This is a genomic window from Myxococcus sp. MISCRS1, from assembly GCF_026626605.1.
GTDB lineage: Bacteria > Myxococcota > Myxococcia > Myxococcales > Myxococcaceae > Myxococcus > Myxococcus fulvus.
In genome coordinates, this window is the sequence record NZ_JAPNKB010000001.1 from 2,967,585 (window position 1) to 2,982,059 (window position 14,475).

At 70.9% G+C, this 14,475-nt stretch carries 12 protein-coding genes; 4 read left to right on the forward strand and 8 right to left on the reverse strand.

Annotation, left to right across the window (positions count from 1 at the left end; all coding sequences use genetic code 11):
- Nucleotides 1-12 precede the first annotated feature (12 nt).
- The 3 genes from OWM54_RS11250 to OWM54_RS11260 are packed head-to-tail and all read right to left on the reverse strand — an operon-like array spanning nucleotide 13 to nucleotide 4,185.
- Nucleotides 13-831 (reverse strand): outer membrane lipoprotein-sorting protein, encoded by an 819-nt coding sequence (locus OWM54_RS11250; protein ID WP_141324300.1) that lies wholly within the window; start codon nucleotides 829-831, stop codon nucleotides 13-15.
- Nucleotides 831-2,135: an ABC transporter permease gene (locus OWM54_RS11255; protein ID WP_141324301.1), complete on the reverse strand. Its 1,305-nt coding sequence runs from the start codon at nucleotides 2,133-2,135 to the stop codon at nucleotides 831-833. The genes OWM54_RS11250 and OWM54_RS11255 overlap by 1 nt, the downstream gene beginning before the upstream one ends.
- A 4-nt stretch (nucleotides 2,136-2,139) precedes the next feature.
- Entirely contained in the window at nucleotides 2,140-4,185 is a 2,046-nt protein-coding gene (locus tag OWM54_RS11260) for an FtsX-like permease family protein (RefSeq protein ID WP_267697501.1), read from the reverse strand.
- A gap of 166 nt (nucleotides 4,186-4,351) precedes the next feature.
- Here OWM54_RS11260 and OWM54_RS11265 point away from each other — a divergent pair, with 166 nt between their 5' ends.
- Nucleotides 4,352-5,845: a class I SAM-dependent methyltransferase gene (locus OWM54_RS11265; protein ID WP_267697502.1), complete on the forward strand. Its 1,494-nt coding sequence runs from the start codon at nucleotides 4,352-4,354 to the stop codon at nucleotides 5,843-5,845.
- A 114-nt stretch (nucleotides 5,846-5,959) separates the two neighbouring features.
- Nucleotides 5,960-6,928 carry a fatty acid desaturase gene (locus OWM54_RS11270; protein WP_223747917.1) on the forward strand — a complete coding sequence of 323 codons (969 nt, stop codon included), beginning with the start codon at nucleotides 5,960-5,962 and terminating at the stop codon, nucleotides 6,926-6,928.
- A gap of 137 nt (nucleotides 6,929-7,065) precedes the next feature.
- Here the strand turns inward: OWM54_RS11270 and OWM54_RS11275 are convergent, their stop codons facing one another.
- From OWM54_RS11275 to OWM54_RS11295, 5 genes are all read right to left on the reverse strand, one after another.
- Nucleotides 7,066-7,749 carry a LysM peptidoglycan-binding domain-containing protein gene (locus tag OWM54_RS11275; protein WP_141324305.1) on the reverse strand — a complete coding sequence of 228 codons (684 nt, stop codon included), beginning with the start codon at nucleotides 7,747-7,749 and terminating at the stop codon, nucleotides 7,066-7,068.
- 177 nt (nucleotides 7,750-7,926) lie between these two features.
- Nucleotides 7,927-9,093, reverse strand: coding sequence for a pyridoxal phosphate-dependent aminotransferase (locus OWM54_RS11280; RefSeq protein ID WP_267697503.1), 1,167 nt, complete (start codon nucleotides 9,091-9,093; stop codon nucleotides 7,927-7,929).
- Nucleotides 9,094-9,114: 21 nt separating this feature from the next.
- The gene (locus OWM54_RS11285) at nucleotides 9,115-10,602 is read right to left on the reverse strand and encodes a class I SAM-dependent methyltransferase (protein WP_267697504.1); all 1,488 of its coding nucleotides are present in this window, start codon (nucleotides 10,600-10,602) and stop codon (nucleotides 9,115-9,117) included.
- Between the two features lie 10 nt (nucleotides 10,603-10,612).
- A complete protein-coding gene (locus tag OWM54_RS11290; RefSeq protein ID WP_267701115.1) occupies nucleotides 10,613-11,641 on the reverse strand; it encodes an ABC transporter permease in 1,029 nt (342 codons plus the stop codon).
- Nucleotides 11,641-12,591 carry an ABC transporter ATP-binding protein gene (locus OWM54_RS11295; RefSeq protein WP_267697505.1) on the reverse strand — a complete coding sequence of 317 codons (951 nt, stop codon included), beginning with the start codon at nucleotides 12,589-12,591 and terminating at the stop codon, nucleotides 11,641-11,643. Before OWM54_RS11295 ends, OWM54_RS11290 begins: the two co-directional genes overlap by 1 nt.
- 100 nt (nucleotides 12,592-12,691) lie before the next feature.
- On the opposite strand from OWM54_RS11295, the gene OWM54_RS11300 reads away from it, so the two are divergent.
- Nucleotides 12,692-13,513: a lysophospholipid acyltransferase family protein gene (locus OWM54_RS11300; RefSeq protein WP_141324309.1), complete on the forward strand. Its 822-nt coding sequence runs from the start codon at nucleotides 12,692-12,694 to the stop codon at nucleotides 13,511-13,513.
- Nucleotides 13,510-14,454: an SDR family oxidoreductase gene (locus OWM54_RS11305; RefSeq protein WP_223784543.1), complete on the forward strand. Its 945-nt coding sequence runs from the start codon at nucleotides 13,510-13,512 to the stop codon at nucleotides 14,452-14,454. The genes OWM54_RS11300 and OWM54_RS11305 overlap by 4 nt, the downstream gene beginning before the upstream one ends.
- Nucleotides 14,455-14,475 lie beyond the last annotated feature (21 nt).

Genomic DNA, 14,475 nt, shown 5'->3' on the forward strand with positions numbered 1-14,475 from the left:
GCGGGGGCCGCGTTAGCGGAAGCGGCCCTCCAGCCACGTCTTGGTGAAGATGTTGGGGCTGAGCGGCGCCAGCTCCACCTCGTCGTAGCGCACGGTGAGCTGCGTGCCCTCGGCCTCCTCCACCTCGAGCACCTCGCGCATCAGGTACACCGGCCGGTTGTCCGCGGCCGGGTCGAGAATCTTCTGGTAGCCGCGGATGACGTCGGTGCGAAGCGTCCGGCCCGAGGGCGCGTAGCCCACGCGCTTGACGATGTTGTAGTCGGGGTCCACCCAGACACGCAGCTGCGGGAAGGACGCCTCCATGCCCGGGCGCACCTTGAGGAACAGCTTGCGGAACTTCGTGCCCGCCGCCGTCTCCTCACCCTCGTCCTGCACCTCGTAGGTCTCCAAGAGGTGCGAGCGGTCGAAGTCCTCCTCGCAGGAGATGGTGTTGACGATGTTGCCGCGCGAGGTGGTGCGCTGCCAGTGCCCCACGGACGGGTCGTACTCCCACAGGTTGCGGCCGATGCGCAGGTAGCCGCCACCCGCCATGTTGCGCGGCTTGGTGATGTAGATGAGCAGGTCCTTCGACGAGTCCCGGCGGAACACCAGCATCTCCAGCAGCGCCTCGGTGCCGTCCTTGCGCTTCTCGCGCAGGCGCACCGTGCTCTTGAAGTCGCTCTTGAGCGCCATGCGCGCATCCACCCGCCGGATGACCTCCTCGGCGGACACGGCGGCCTTGGACTCCGCGGCCTTCGGCTCTGCGGGCTTCTCTTCCTTCTGCGCCGCCGGGGCCAGGGGCGCGAGCGACAGGGCGAACATCACGGCGAGACGGCGGATGGATGTCTGCATCACAGGGACTCCATGGCGGACCGAGGTGTCAGCGAGGCGGCACGCGCCGCCGGAATGAAGGTGGCAATCCCCGCGCCCACGGTGACGAGCACCACGGCGAGGACGCACAGGCCCACGTTGGGCGTCAGGGGCAAGGTGCCACTGAAGAACAGGTTGGCGATCTCTTCGTGCAAGGGCACCGCGCCGCGCAAGGTCACGCACAGCACCGAGGACACCACCACCCCCAGCGCGGAGCCCACGAAGCCCAGGAGCAGCCCCTCCGTCATGAAGAGGGCCACCACGCTCCGGCGCTGCATGCCCATGGCGCGCAGGGTGCCAATCTCCCGCGTGCGCTCCCGCACCGCGACGCTGAGCGCGACGAAGAGGCCAATCACCACCAGCACCAGCACCACCAGGCTCACCAGCACCGCCAGCGCCGTGAGGCCCAGCGTGACGAAGGACATGAACGAGGACTCGTCCTCCCACGTGCTGACGTCCAGCTTCTGGCCCCGCCAGCCCTCGCGAAGGAGCAGCATCTGCTTCTCCGCGTAGGACTGGTTCGCGGCGGGCAGCACGTCGAAGCCCGCGCCGCGCAGGGAGTCGCGCAGCGACGTGCCCAGCGCGTCCACGTCCACCGGCGTGTCACCGCACACCACCTGGAGCACACCCGCCGAGCCCGGCTTGAAGCCGTCCAGCTCCCGCAGCGTCTCGTTGGAGACGAGCAGGCCGGCGGACTCACCCAGCAGACCCGCCTTCTCGGTGATGGCCACCACCTCCACGTCCAGCGCGTTGCGACGGCCTCCGCCCACCGGCTGCGCGAAGAGCGTGGCCAGATCTCCCGTCTTCACCTGGAGCCGCTCGGCCAGCGTGGTGGACACGGCCAGGGTGCGCGGCCGCGCGAGGTCCTCCAGCCGGCCGGACGCCACGCGGAAGCGGGCCAGCGAGTCCTTCTCGCTCGCGACGTCCATGCCCACCAGGAAGGAGCCCGTGCGACGGCGCCCCGCGCCCGCGAGCGCGAAGCTGCGGCCCCGCTCCCGCAGGTAGCAGCCTTGCGGCACCTGGGGCTCCAGCACGCCGCGCACCTTGCCGGCGTCACCCACCACCGGCGCAATCGAGTCCGGGTGGACCTTGAAGAAGCCGCCCACGTTGAGGTCGCCCGTGAGGAACGTGGTGACGGCCTCGCGCTGGGCCGTGGCCACCCCGGCCGCCAGCGACGACACGGCGACGATGACGCCGCTGGCCGCGGCGGTGATGCCCAGCAGCAGGAGCACCCGCTCCCGGTGGGCGAAGAGGTTTCGCAGCGCCAGATGCAGAAGGGAGAACATGGCCTCAGTCCTCCCTCTTTCGCATCGCCACCGCGGGCGGCACCGCGCTGCCCCGCCACGCGGGCACCAGCGACGCCACCACCACCACGCCCACCACGCCCAGCCACACCCCCAGGCCCTGTCCCCACGACAGCCGGGGCATCAACACGGGGCCGCCCATGAAGAACTGGAGCGCCTCGTCGGTGACCAAGATGCCATCCCCCATGGACCCGAACAGCAGCAGCGCCGAGAGCGCCATGCCCACGCCCGCGCCCAGGCCTCCCAGCAGGAGCCCCTCCATCAAGAGCGAGCCGAACACGTCCCGCCGCTGCATGCCCACCGCGCGCATCGTCCCCACCTCGCCCACGCGCTCCTGCGCGAGCAGCAGCAGCGTGCCCGCGGAGACCAGCACCACGAACAGGCACAGCATCACCGAGAAGGCCAGCAGCACCACCCGCGTCATGCCCACCACGCCGCTGATGAAGCCGCCCGCGGCCTCCCAGTCCACCGTGGCCAGCGGCGCCGAGGCGCTCGTGCCCTCTTGCACCACGACCTCGGCCACCCGCGCGGGGTCCGCATCCGGCGCCACCACCACCGCGGCCTGGAGCACGCTGCCTCCGCGCAGCTCCGTCGCGGAGAAGGTGTCCGGCCAGGCGCGGGCGCGCGGGAAGTCGGGGATGTCCGTCGCGCGCGTGGGCACCGTCTCCACCTCCACCACCGTGGCCGGCTTGAGCTGGTCCACCTCCGCCTCCGACAGGAAGTCGAGCCCCAGCGACTGGGCGTCTCGCTTCGCCTCCTCCACCATGTCCGGCGACAGACGCCCGGACAGGTAGCGCGCGCTGACCAGGTCCATCAGGCTCAGCGTGTTGACGCGGCTGGTGTCCCCGCCGAGTCCCCGGAAGCGATACGTGCCCCACACCTTGAGCGGCACGCCGTTGACGAGCGAGTCCAACCCCTTGAGCACCACCGTGTCCCCGGGCTTCACGCGGTACAGCGGCAACAGGGGTGCCAGCTCCGCGTAGAAGACCTGGTGACGGGCGGCGAAGTTTTCGTCATCCAGCTGCAGGAACTCGCGCCACAGGGCCTCCGGCTCCCCCGCGTGCCCCAGGACACGCTGGAGCACCGCGCGCGCGGCGTCGGAGCGCTCCGCGTCCACGCGGGCCAGCAGGTCCGGCAGCTCCGCCGAGGCGCGCTCCACCAGCGTGCGCAGGCGCTCGTCCTCCGCGAGCAGCGCGCCCCGGTCCAGCTCCCGCTTCAGCTCATCCAGCCGCGCCGCCACCGGCAGCTTGAAGCGCTGCTCGTAGAGGCCGTGGCCCAGGAGCAGCCCCCGGTGTCCCTCGGGCGGCAGTGTGCCCGTCACCATCTCGAAGCGCGGGAAGGCACGGGCGAACTGGGACAGGTCGCTGCCCAGGTACTCGATGTCGATGGACTCGCCCTCGCCCACCTGCCGGGCGACGTGGTTCTCCAGGTACTCGAGCGCCACCAGCGGCTCGGCGCGGAAGCGCTCCCAGAACGCGGGCTTCGACGTCTCCTCCAGCGCCGCGCGGTCCATGCGCGCCTCGTCGGCGGTGAGGAAGGCCTCCGTCTGACGGTCCGCGTCGCGCGCCACGTCGCGCAGCGTGCGCTCCAAATCGGTGGCCAGCCGCGAGAGCCGCGCGTCGCGCTCGGGCGAGGGAGGCTGACGGGCCACGGCGCGCGCGGTGGAGAGCTTGTCGTCCAGGTAGTTGCCGCGGAACGTCGCGGCCATGCCCACCTCGAGCGGCACGACGTCCTGGACACCCGGTGTCTGTCGCAACCGGGTCTCGAGTGACGGGTAGTCGGGCAGCGGCATCAGCACCGGCGCGCCCGTGGGGCCGGTCACCACCACGGCCTTCTCGGCGGACTGGGAGTTGTAGACGAGGAAGTGCCCCGCGCCGCTCTCGATAACGCTGCGCTGGGTGCCCTCGGAGATGCCGGCCACCATCGCGAGCCCCAACGCGAGCAGCAGCGCGGAGCCGAGCGCCAGCAATGCGACCACCCAGCTCCGAGGCCGGGCCACGACGCTCTGAAGCGCGAAGGACAGCAACGTCAATGGAGACTCCTCGCGATGCGGACCCAGCACCCTCGCCCCAGCGGGGCGGGCGGGCGTCCTCGACCGGACGTGGAGCCCCCGACGATAGAGAACCCACCCGGGCGATACAAGCGATGCGCCCCGCCGGGTTGCGCGACGCGAGACGACCGGACCAAGCTGCGAGTGCATGTCGGCCACCCCCAGCCCCTCCCTCGCGCAGTCGGTCCACTTCTGGGCACGCAACGCCGCGAACGAGTCCGCGCTCCTGCGCGCCTCGCTCCGCCTGGGCCTCTTCGACGCACTGCCGGTGGAGGGCACCACCACCGCGTGTTCGCTCGATGCCCTGGCCACCGCGACGAAGTCCTCGCCCCGCGGATTGCGCGCCCTGCTCGAGCTGCTCGTCTGCCTGGGCTACGCCTCCCTGGATGACACGCGACACTTCGCCCTGGCGCGTCATGCCGCGACGTTCCTGCGCGACGCCACCTTCCTCGAGCGGCTGCGCGCCGAGCTGCCCTGGTGGGCCCCCCTGTCCCTGCTCGACGAGGCGGTGAAGCGGGGCGAGCCCGTGGAGCACGAGGGCCAGCGCTGGGACGTGCTCGGGCACTACCGCGCGCTGTTCCTGGAGGACACGCGCGCCAAGGCAACCGTCGGTGGGAGCGCGGAGGACTTCTTCGACCGCTTCGCCCGGAGCGGCGCGCGCACGCAGGTGCTCATCACTGCGGGGAGGCTGGGCCTCCTGGAGCTGCTCGCGTCCGCGCCGCGCACGATGCCGGAGCTGGGCGCGGCCACGTACCTGAGCACGACGGGGCTGCGCGTCGTGGTGGAGGTGCTGGAGGCGCTGGGGCTGGTGACGCGCGAGGGCGAGACCTTCGGGCTGAGCACGGAGGCGAAGCGGCTCCTCGACGGCAAGGCGCTGGCGTACCTGGTGCGCTCGCTCAGCGTGTCCGCGCAGTACACCGAGGCGCTGGGCCGGCTGGACGAGACGGTGCGCGAGGAGCGCTTCATCCTGGACCTGAAGGACCCGGAGGTGAGCCGGCGCTTCTACGCGGACAACTCCAATCAGATCACCGCGGTGTTCGCGTCGCACTTCCAGCTCAGCCGCAAGGCGGCCACCACGCTCTCGAAGGCGCACCCGCTGGAGGGCGCGGCGGTGCTGGACATCGGCACGGGCTCGGGCGTGTGGGGCGCGGCCTTCGCTCGCGCGACGCCCACCACCCACGTCACCTATTTCGACCAGGGCGTGGTGCTGGAGCAGGTGAAGACGAACCTGGCGCGGCTCCAGGTGGCGGACCGCGCGCGCTTCTGGCCTGGGGATTTGTTCACCCACGACTTCGGCGAGGCGGCCTTCGACGTCATCATCCTTCCCCAGGTCTTGAACGTGCTCAGGCCGGAGAGCCTGCCCGGCCTGTTCGCGCGCGTGGCCCGGGCGCTCAAGCCGGACGGGGTGCTGCTCATCGCCGAGTATGTCTTGAACGAGCGGCGCGACGGTCCGCTGGACCACCTGTACTTCGGCCTGCGGCGGTTCATGACCAACGAGGGGGATTTGCTGTCCGCCTCCGAGTACGGACAGCTCCTGCAGGCGGTGGGGCTGTCCTCGTCCGTGTGCATCCCCCTGCCCACACAGGAGATGATTCTGGCGGCCCGGCCCGGGGTGGAACTGCCCTCCCGACTGGCGGACTGAGCACGCGCCGCGTCAGAGCCAGGGATTTCACGGCCCCTTGCTTGCTCGTGGCGCGGCACCCCGACTACCGTCCCGATTCCCCCCGCGTTCGAGCAAGACCCCTGAAAGGTCCTGATGCGCGCAGCGCCGCAGCTCGACAGCCCTGACACCCAGACCTCACCCGAGACGGGCGAGCGGGGCGGGTCCATCGCCGCGAAGCTCCGTGGACGGTTCGCCCGACGGGTGGCCTCGCTGGGCTATCACTCGCATTCCCTGCCGGGCGGCGTGGGACATCTGCTGTTTCACATCGGTCTCGGCGCGGGCGCGGCGCTCGGGTGCGCGAGCCTGCTGGCGATACATCCCTGGGCGGGCTGGGTGCTCTACCCGCTGGTGGCCTTCTTCATCGGCACCCGCTTCCGCGCGCTGGGCAACATGCTGCACGAGGCCTGTCACGGCATGTTCGTGCGCGGCAAGCGTCGCAACCGCGCGCTCGGCCATGTGCTGGCCATCATCGACTGGACGGCGCTGGAGCCGTACACGCGCGAGCACTTCACGCACCACCTGCACCTGGGGGATGCGCAGAAGGACTTGGACTTCGCGCCCCGCCGCCGCTTCGGCTTCGCTGAAGCCGACCGGCCGTTCGTGAAGGACCATCTGCTGCGGCCGCTGACGCTGATGCACCTGCCCGCGTTCCTCAAGCCGGTGCTCTTCCACCGCGCGGACCCGTGGATGGTGACGCTCGCGCGGTGGGGCTTCATCGCGGGGCTGGCGGCGCTGGCGCAGTGGGGCATCGGCTGGAAGGCGTTCGCCCTCTTCTACGTGGTGCCGTACGTGGTGCCGTACCAGGTGATTCGCTACTGGTCGGATGCGGTGGACCACGCGGGGGTCATCGGCTCGGCGGATGAGTTCCACCGCTCGCGCAATCACATCTTCGCGTGGGGCTGGCTCAACCGGGTGCTCTTCCCCCGTCATGACCAGTACCACCTGACGCACCACCTGTTCCCCGCCGTCCCCACCGCGTTCCAGGGCCGCGTGCACCAGCTGCTGCTCGAGGACGCGGACTACTCGGCCAGGGACCACTCCTTCTCCGCGCTGCTGCGGTAGCGAAGCCGAGGGCGCAGCGAGCCCCGAGGGCCTCACCGCTCCAGGGCCTCTGTTTCAGGCGGCGCGCCGGAACGCAAAAGCCCCGGCCCCCTGAAGGGACCGAGGCTTTCTGGAGCATCGCCGGTGTGGGCCGGACGTTACTCGATGGGCATGAACACCTTGAAGCCGGTGCGGCCGCTGTTCGTCGTGTTGCGTTCGATGAAGTCGCTCGCGGACGAGTGGCCGTCACCCAGGGTGATGGCGGTGTGGCCGTAGATGCTGCCGAGGCGCGTGGAGGTGCTCTCCCACGTGAGGACGAGGCCCGGAATCTTCAGCGCCTCCTCCAGCGACATGTTGACCTGCTTGAACTTGTCGCGCGGCAGGTTGTTGTCGATCTGGTTGCCGTTGCCGGACACGCCGATGCCGTACGCATCGCGGATGGCGCGGCTGACGCCCGTGGCGCACAGGCCCTGGCTGTTGTAGCCGCCCATGCCCATCGCGGCGCGGCGCGCGGCATCCGCCAGCCGGGACATCCCCGACGACGCGCTGCTGGGACCCACGCCCGTGGGACCGCCCACGTCCTGGCCGCCCGTCGGACGACCACCGCCGCGAAGGCCCTGACGCGAGCCGCTCGGCTCGAAGGTGTCCTTGCCGGAGTAGCCCACCTTCAGGGACGCGCCCGTGAAGATGAGGTCCTTGTTCGCGATGTTGTTGTCGCGCGCCAGCTTGTCGACGGTGGTGCCGAACCGAGCCGCCAGCTTCGTGAGCGTGTCGCCACGCTGAATCACGTAGTCCTTGGGGGTCGTACGGCGCTCACGAGGATTGATCCGGTAGTTGGCCATAAAAGCTCCTGCCCTATTCTCGGGGTTCCCCTGGCTGAGTTGCTGCCCGCCCCGCAATTCTCTGCCTGTTTACAAAATTGTGAGATTTCTACCCGGGCTGTAGAGCAGCCCCCGTCTCCGTGGGAGATTTCCAGACGGAGAGTGACAAATCCCCGCGCGTATTCACTCCAAGAGGACTCACGGCGCGGTGGCGCGCTCAATCACTGAGAGGGCCTCCGCGAAATGGGCGGGCTCGGCCCCCAGTCCCAGCCGGAAGCCGTGGCCCCGCTCCAGCGGGTGGCTGCCGTTTGGATCTCCCACCTCCATGGCGCTCAGCGGCAGGACGAAGACGCCCTCCGCCGCCAGGGCCTCCAGCCGGGCGGTGAAGGCCGCCGGCTCCAGGGCCCCCTTCACGCCGATGCAGGTGACGAGGCCCCCCTGGGGCGCGGTGCCGTACACGCCCCGCGAGCGCTCCAGGAACGCAGCCAGGGTGCGCCGGTTCTGGAGCCAGTCCTCGCGCGCCCGCTTCAGCGCGGGGCTGTGCAGGTCCTTGAGCACCTCGTACGAAATCCACTCCGTCACCGGGTTCACCGTGTGCGTCGTGTAGTTCTTCTCGTTCTGCATCCGCGCCAGCATCGCCGTGTCGCCCACGCACCAGCCGATGCGCAGCCCCGGACAGCCCAGGCACTTGATGAACGAGCCCGTCACGAACGAGCGCGTGCCCGGCCGATACACCGTGGCCCCCAGCACCGCGTCCTCGGAGGACAGAAAGCGGTAGTGCTCGTCCCCCACCACCGTGGCCCCGTTCGCGTCCGCCCACTTCGCCACCATGTCCAAGAGGCCCGCGTCCAGCACGAGGCCGCTCGGATTGTGGGGCGTGTTGAGGATGACCACGTCGGGGCGCTCGCGCTCCAGCCGCGCCACCCAGTCGCCCGCGTCGATGGACGGTCGGCCTCGCTCGTCCCAGCGCACGGGCAGCTGCACCACCTGCGCGCCCTGCTGCATGGGCAGCTCATAGAGGAGCTGGAACGCGGGCCACGCCAGCGCCACCTTGCGCGGACGCAGCTGCCGGAACAGCAGCAGCAGCGCCTCGCTGGTGCCCGTGGTGATGAGTACGTTCTCGCGCGTGGCGCCCGGGTGCATCGCGGCGACCAGGTCGCGCAGGTCCGCGCGTCCCCAGTTGGGGCTGTCGCGCAGCAACGTGGACAGGAAGACGGCCGAGGCCTCGTCGGGGCTCACCCCCGAGCCCGTCAAGAGCTCGCCCACGGTGACGGGACGGCCTCCGGACTCACCCAGGTTGTAGCGCGCGGTGAACCGCGAGCCCTCCAGGTAGTCCTCCATGAAGAATGAGCGCAGCGGTTCCATCTCGACTCCAGATGTGAGGACTCAGGCGGCCGGCACGGCGGCGACTTCGGGCCAGGCGACATCCCCGCGGTGCGCCACCACCACCTGCTGGATGGGCATGTCGAACGCTCGCGCCGCGGTGAGGCCCACCGGCGAGAGCAGCGCCTGGAACTCCGGCAGGGACAGCACGTCCCCTTCATTGGACACGTAGCGCCGCAGCGCGAAGTAGAGCGCGTCGAGCGGCCCGTCGCGGCGGTCCGTCAAGAGATAGCCGGAGATGAGGAGCAGTCCGCCGGGCTTGAGCGCCCGCGCGAGCTTCGCGAAGAAGCCCGGCAGCGCATCGGGCGGCAGCGCGGGGATGATCTGCGGCAGGAGGATGACGTCGTACTCCGCCTCGCCGTAGTCCACCGAGAGGCAGTCCCCCTCCCACAGCCGCGAGCGCGCCTCCAGCTTCAGCTTAGTCAGGTGCGGGCGCACCGCGTCAAGCACGTGCACCGAGTCCAGGTACGTCACGTGCGTCGTGGGCGCCGCGAGCCCGAAGGCCGCGCCCCACACGCCCGAGCCCGTGCCCACGTCCAGCACCCGCGCGCCAGCGAGCGAGCGCATCTGCCCCACCAGCTCCGCCGCCTTGCGGCTCAGCCGGAGGTGCGAGCCGAAGATGCCGGAGATGCGCGAGGCGTTCTCCTGATAGATGCGGCGCGCCGTCTCCGGGTCCCTCAGGTCCAGGCGGAAGCGCTGCTCGCGCACGGCCTCCCCCAGATGCCCGAAGGCCTCCCAGTAGGCCATGGTCGCCGGCAGCGCGCGCTGGAAGTACGGCAGGCTCGTGGCGTCGAGCATCCGCGCCGCCGCCTCCGTGAAGGACCAGCGCCCCGCCTCCTCCCGCGCCACGCCCAGCGAGGCGAGCACGCCCAGGAGCACGCCCAATCCCTCCGGATGCACCTTCAACCCGGCGGCGAGCTCGTCGCGAGGCGTCGCGGTCTCCACCAGCCGCGCGAGCAACCCCAGCTCCGCGGCGGTCACCAGCGCCTGCGTGCGCGCGAAGTTGCGCGCGTACCGGTCGAAGAACTCCTCGGCCCGCGCGTTGGGCGCGGCAGGCGACGGCTCCAGGAACAGGGCGCGGAACCACCCCAGCAAATCCCGCCCGTCCACCGCGGCGCCGGTGCGCACCGCCTCGGGCATCTTCGCCACCACGTGCCACCAGTCCGGCACCGCCCGCAGCCGCGCACGGAACGACGCATCCGCGAGGAACGCGGCCGTGTCCTCCGCGAGCAGATACCCCTGGCCCTCCTGGAACAACACGAAGCCCAGGCCCACCAGCGGCTCGAGGATGGCGCGGACCCCGCGGCGATTCGCGCCCAGGTGCTCGGCCAGCGAGTCCAGGGACAGGGGCCACGCGCCCGGCCCCGCGGAGAGCTGTCCGAACACCCCGAGCGAGAACGCGGCCTGGAGCGCCGCCGACTCGTTGCTCGCGTCACGGCCGAGGAAGTTGAGCTGCTGCACGAAGGCGGGCGACGCGGGAGGCTTCGACATGGACTCTCCTTCAGACCCAGCGGAACCAGCGCAGCGCGACCACCAGGGGGAGCACCGTCCAGGCCGCGAGCACCCACATGGCCGGGCCCAGCGCCAGCAACGACGTCCCCTCCAGCATGATGGCGCGCAGCGAGTCGTTGAGCGCCGTCAGCGGCAGCGCGTGGATGACCGGCTGCAACCAGCCCGGGAAGTTGTCCGACGCGAAGAAGACGCCGGACAGGAACAGCATCGGCATGGACACCAGGTTGACCAGCCCGCCCACCGCTTCCTCGTTGTGCGCGCGGATGGACACCAGCAGCGCCAGCGAGGCGAAGCACATGGCGCCCATCAACCCCATGCCCAGCAGCGCGACGTAGCTGCCGAACATCGGCACCCCGAAGAGCCAGCGCGCGAAGGCACAGAAGAAGGCGACCTCCAGCACCGCGAAGGCCGTGCGCCCCAGCAAGAAGGCCAGGAAGAAGTGCGTGCGCGACATCGGCGTGCCCGCCAGTCGCTTGAGCAGCTTGCCGCCGCGCATGGACACCAGCGGCACCGCCAGCGCCCACAGGCTGGAGGACATCAACGACATCCCCAGGAGGCCCGGGATGAGGAAGTCGATGTAGCGATTGCCCGGCTCCGACACCGGCGTCGTCCGCACCGCCTCCAGCCGAGGCGCATCCGGCGCGCGCGACAGGGCCTGCATGACGAGCAGTCGCGCCGTCCTCCCCTCCGCCTGGCTGGGGTCCACCAGCGCCTCGGGCTCCGGCGTGCCGGGCACCAGCACCAGCATCACGCGCCCCCGGGCGAGCTGCCGGCGCGCCTCGAGGAGCTCCAGCGTCTCCACCTCCAGCTCCGGCGTGCCCGCGAGCCGGGCGGAGAGCTCGGTGGCCCCTTCGCCCTGCGCGATGGCGACGCGCACGGGCCCGAGCGACTCGTTGCGGAAGGCCAGCCCCAGCACCAGCGTGGTGACGATGGGGAAGACGAACGTCCAGAACAGCACCTCGGGCTGCCGCCACAGCACCCGCAGGCGCATCAACACCAGCTCACCCAGCGAGCCCATCACGCCGCCTTCTCCTCGTTGCCCTCGCGCAGCGAGCGCCCCGTCAATCCGATGAACACGTCATCCAACGTGGGCCGCCGCGTGGACAGGTGCTTGAGCTTCGCGCCGGACGCCTCCACCTCGCGCAGCACCCACGGCAGCGCCTCGTGCAGCGCCCTCACCCGCAGGGACAGCCGGTCCGCGTGACGCTGCGCGGAGACCACCGCGGGCAGGGGCGACAGCCGCTCCAGGTCGAGCGACGGCTCCGCCTCCAGCTCGATGACCTGCTCGGCCCCCAGCGACGCGACGATGTCCCCGGGCGTGCCCCGGCTGATGACGCGCCCCCGGTCGATGATGACCAGCCGGTCGCAGAGCACCTCCGCCTCGTCCATGTAGTGCGTCGTCAACACCACGGTGCGCCCCTTGGCCTTGAGCGTCGCCACCACGTCCCACAGGGCCCGGCGCGACTGCGGGTCCAGGCCCGTGGTCGGCTCGTCCAGGAAGAGCAGGTCCGGGTCTCCCGCCAGCCCCAGCGCCAGGGCCAGCCGCTGCCGCTGGCCGCCCGACAGCTTGCCCACCCGGGCGTGCCGCTTCTCGCCCAGCTGCACCATGCCAATCAGCTCCTCGAGCGGCAGCGGGCGCGGATAGAAGGACGCGAACAGCCGTACCGTCTCCTCCACCGTGAGCTGCTCCACCAGCTTCGTCTCCTGGAGCGTCAGCCCGATGCGCTGGCGAAGCCTCGTCGCGTCGCGCTTCCAGTCCAGCCCGAGCAGCCGTACATGACCGGAGGTCGGCTCCTGGAGGCCCTCGAGAATCTCGACGGTGGTCGTCTTGCCGGCGCCGTTGGGGCCGAGCAGGCCCACGCACTCGCCGCGTCGGATGTCCAGGTCGATGCCGTCCACGGCGGTGACGTCGCCGAAGCGCTTGACCAGTCCCTTCACCTCGATGGCGAGCTCGTCTGGGGATGTCATGGGGGGAGTGGGCGGCAGTATGGCCCAAGGCGGGCCTGGGCCCAACGGCGCGCGCGTGGAATGCGGCGGGCCGCGTCCGGGGGTGCTACGGTCCGCCGCCGTGGCCCTGAGCGACGGATTGGATGCGCGGGTTGACCGGCTGGAGTTGCCGTTCAACGAGTACGGCGTGGACCCGTACGGAATCTCCCGGAAGCACGTGAGGGATGCGCTGCGCGTCTTCGCGCTCATCTACCGGTACTACTTCCGGGTGCGCTGCCACGGCATCGAGCACATCCCCGCCCGGGGCCGGGGCATGCTCGTGGGCAACCACTCCGGCGGCGTGGCCGTGGACGGCGCCATGGTGCTGACGTCCACCCTGCTGGAGATGGACCCGCCCCGGCTCGCCCAGGGCATGGTGGAGCGCTTCCTCCACAAGTTCCCCGTCTCCTCGCTGTGGGCCAGCCGCACCGGCCAGTTCACCGGCCTGCCCGAGCACGCGCGGCGGCTGCTCGAGGACGACCGGCTGCTCATGATTTTTCCCGAGGGCGCGCGCGGCACGGCGAAGCTGTTCCCGGACCGCTACTCGCTGGTGGACTTCGGCACGGGCTTCGTGCGGCTGGCGCTCCAGACGCGCTCGCCCATCATCCCGTTCGCGTTCCTGGGGGGCGGCTCGGCCATCCCCACGGTGTTCAACGCGTACACGCTGGGCAGGCTGCTGGGGGTGCCGTACGTGCCGCTGACGCCGTACCTGCTGCCGGTGCCGCTGCCGGTGCGGCTGGAGATCCACTATGGCGAGCCGCTCGTCTTCCGGGGCACCGGGGACGAGGAGGACCACGTCATCGAGGGGTATGTGGCGAAGGTGAAGGAGCGCATCGCGGGTCTCATCGAGCGCGGCCGGGCGGGGCGACAGCACCGCGGGCTGGCCAGAAAGCTGCTGCCATGAGGGTGCTCATCCCGGGTATCTCCGGAGGAATCGCGCGCAAGCTGGCGCTGCGGTTGAAGCGGGCGGGCCACGAGGTGGCGGGGGTGGACATCCGTCCGTGGGACACCGCCCAGGAGGCGGACATCCAGGTGTTCCGCGGCGACGTGCGCAAGCGCGTGGCCGAGGACGTCTTCCGCCGCTGGCGTCCGGACGCGGTGGTGCACATGGCCACCGTCACGGCCTTCACGGTGCCGGGCGCGGAGCGCGGGCGCATCAACCTGGACGGCACCAAGGCGGTGTTCGACCACTGCGCGACACACGGCGTGAAGCAGCTGCTCTTCGTCGGGCGGCACACCTTCTATGGCGCGGCGCCGGACTCGCCGCTGTACCACTCCGAGGACGAGCCGCCGCGCGCGCTGGAGGCCATCCCGGAGCTGGCGGACCTGGTGGCCGCGGACCTGTACGCCGCGACGGCGCTGTGGCGCCTGCCCGAGGTGACGACGGCGGTGCTGCGGCTGCCGTACACGCTGGGCGCGCCGGGCACGGGGACGCTGGCCTCGTTCCTCAAGGGGCGACGGGTGCCGATGGTGCTCGGCTATGACCCGCTGTTCCACGTGCTCCAGGAGGAGGACGTGGTGACGGCGCTGCAGCTGGCGCTGGAGAAGAAGATCCGGGGCATCTTCAACGTGGCGGGGCCTCCGCCGATTCCGCTGTCGGTCATCGTGCGCGAGACGCGGCGCACGGCGGTGCCGCTGCCGGCGCAGGTGCTGTCGTTCCTGTTGGGACGGGCGGGCTTCCCGCGCCTGTCGGTGGGGGCGCTGGACCACCTGCGCTATCCCATCGTGGTGGACAACCGGCGCTTCCTGGAGGCGACGGGGTTCGAGTACCGGCACAGCGTGGCGGACACGCTGCGCATCTACCGTGAAGCGGCGCCGCCGCCCGTGTCCGGGGGGCTCATCTAGGGCCCCCGCGTGGACGTGGTA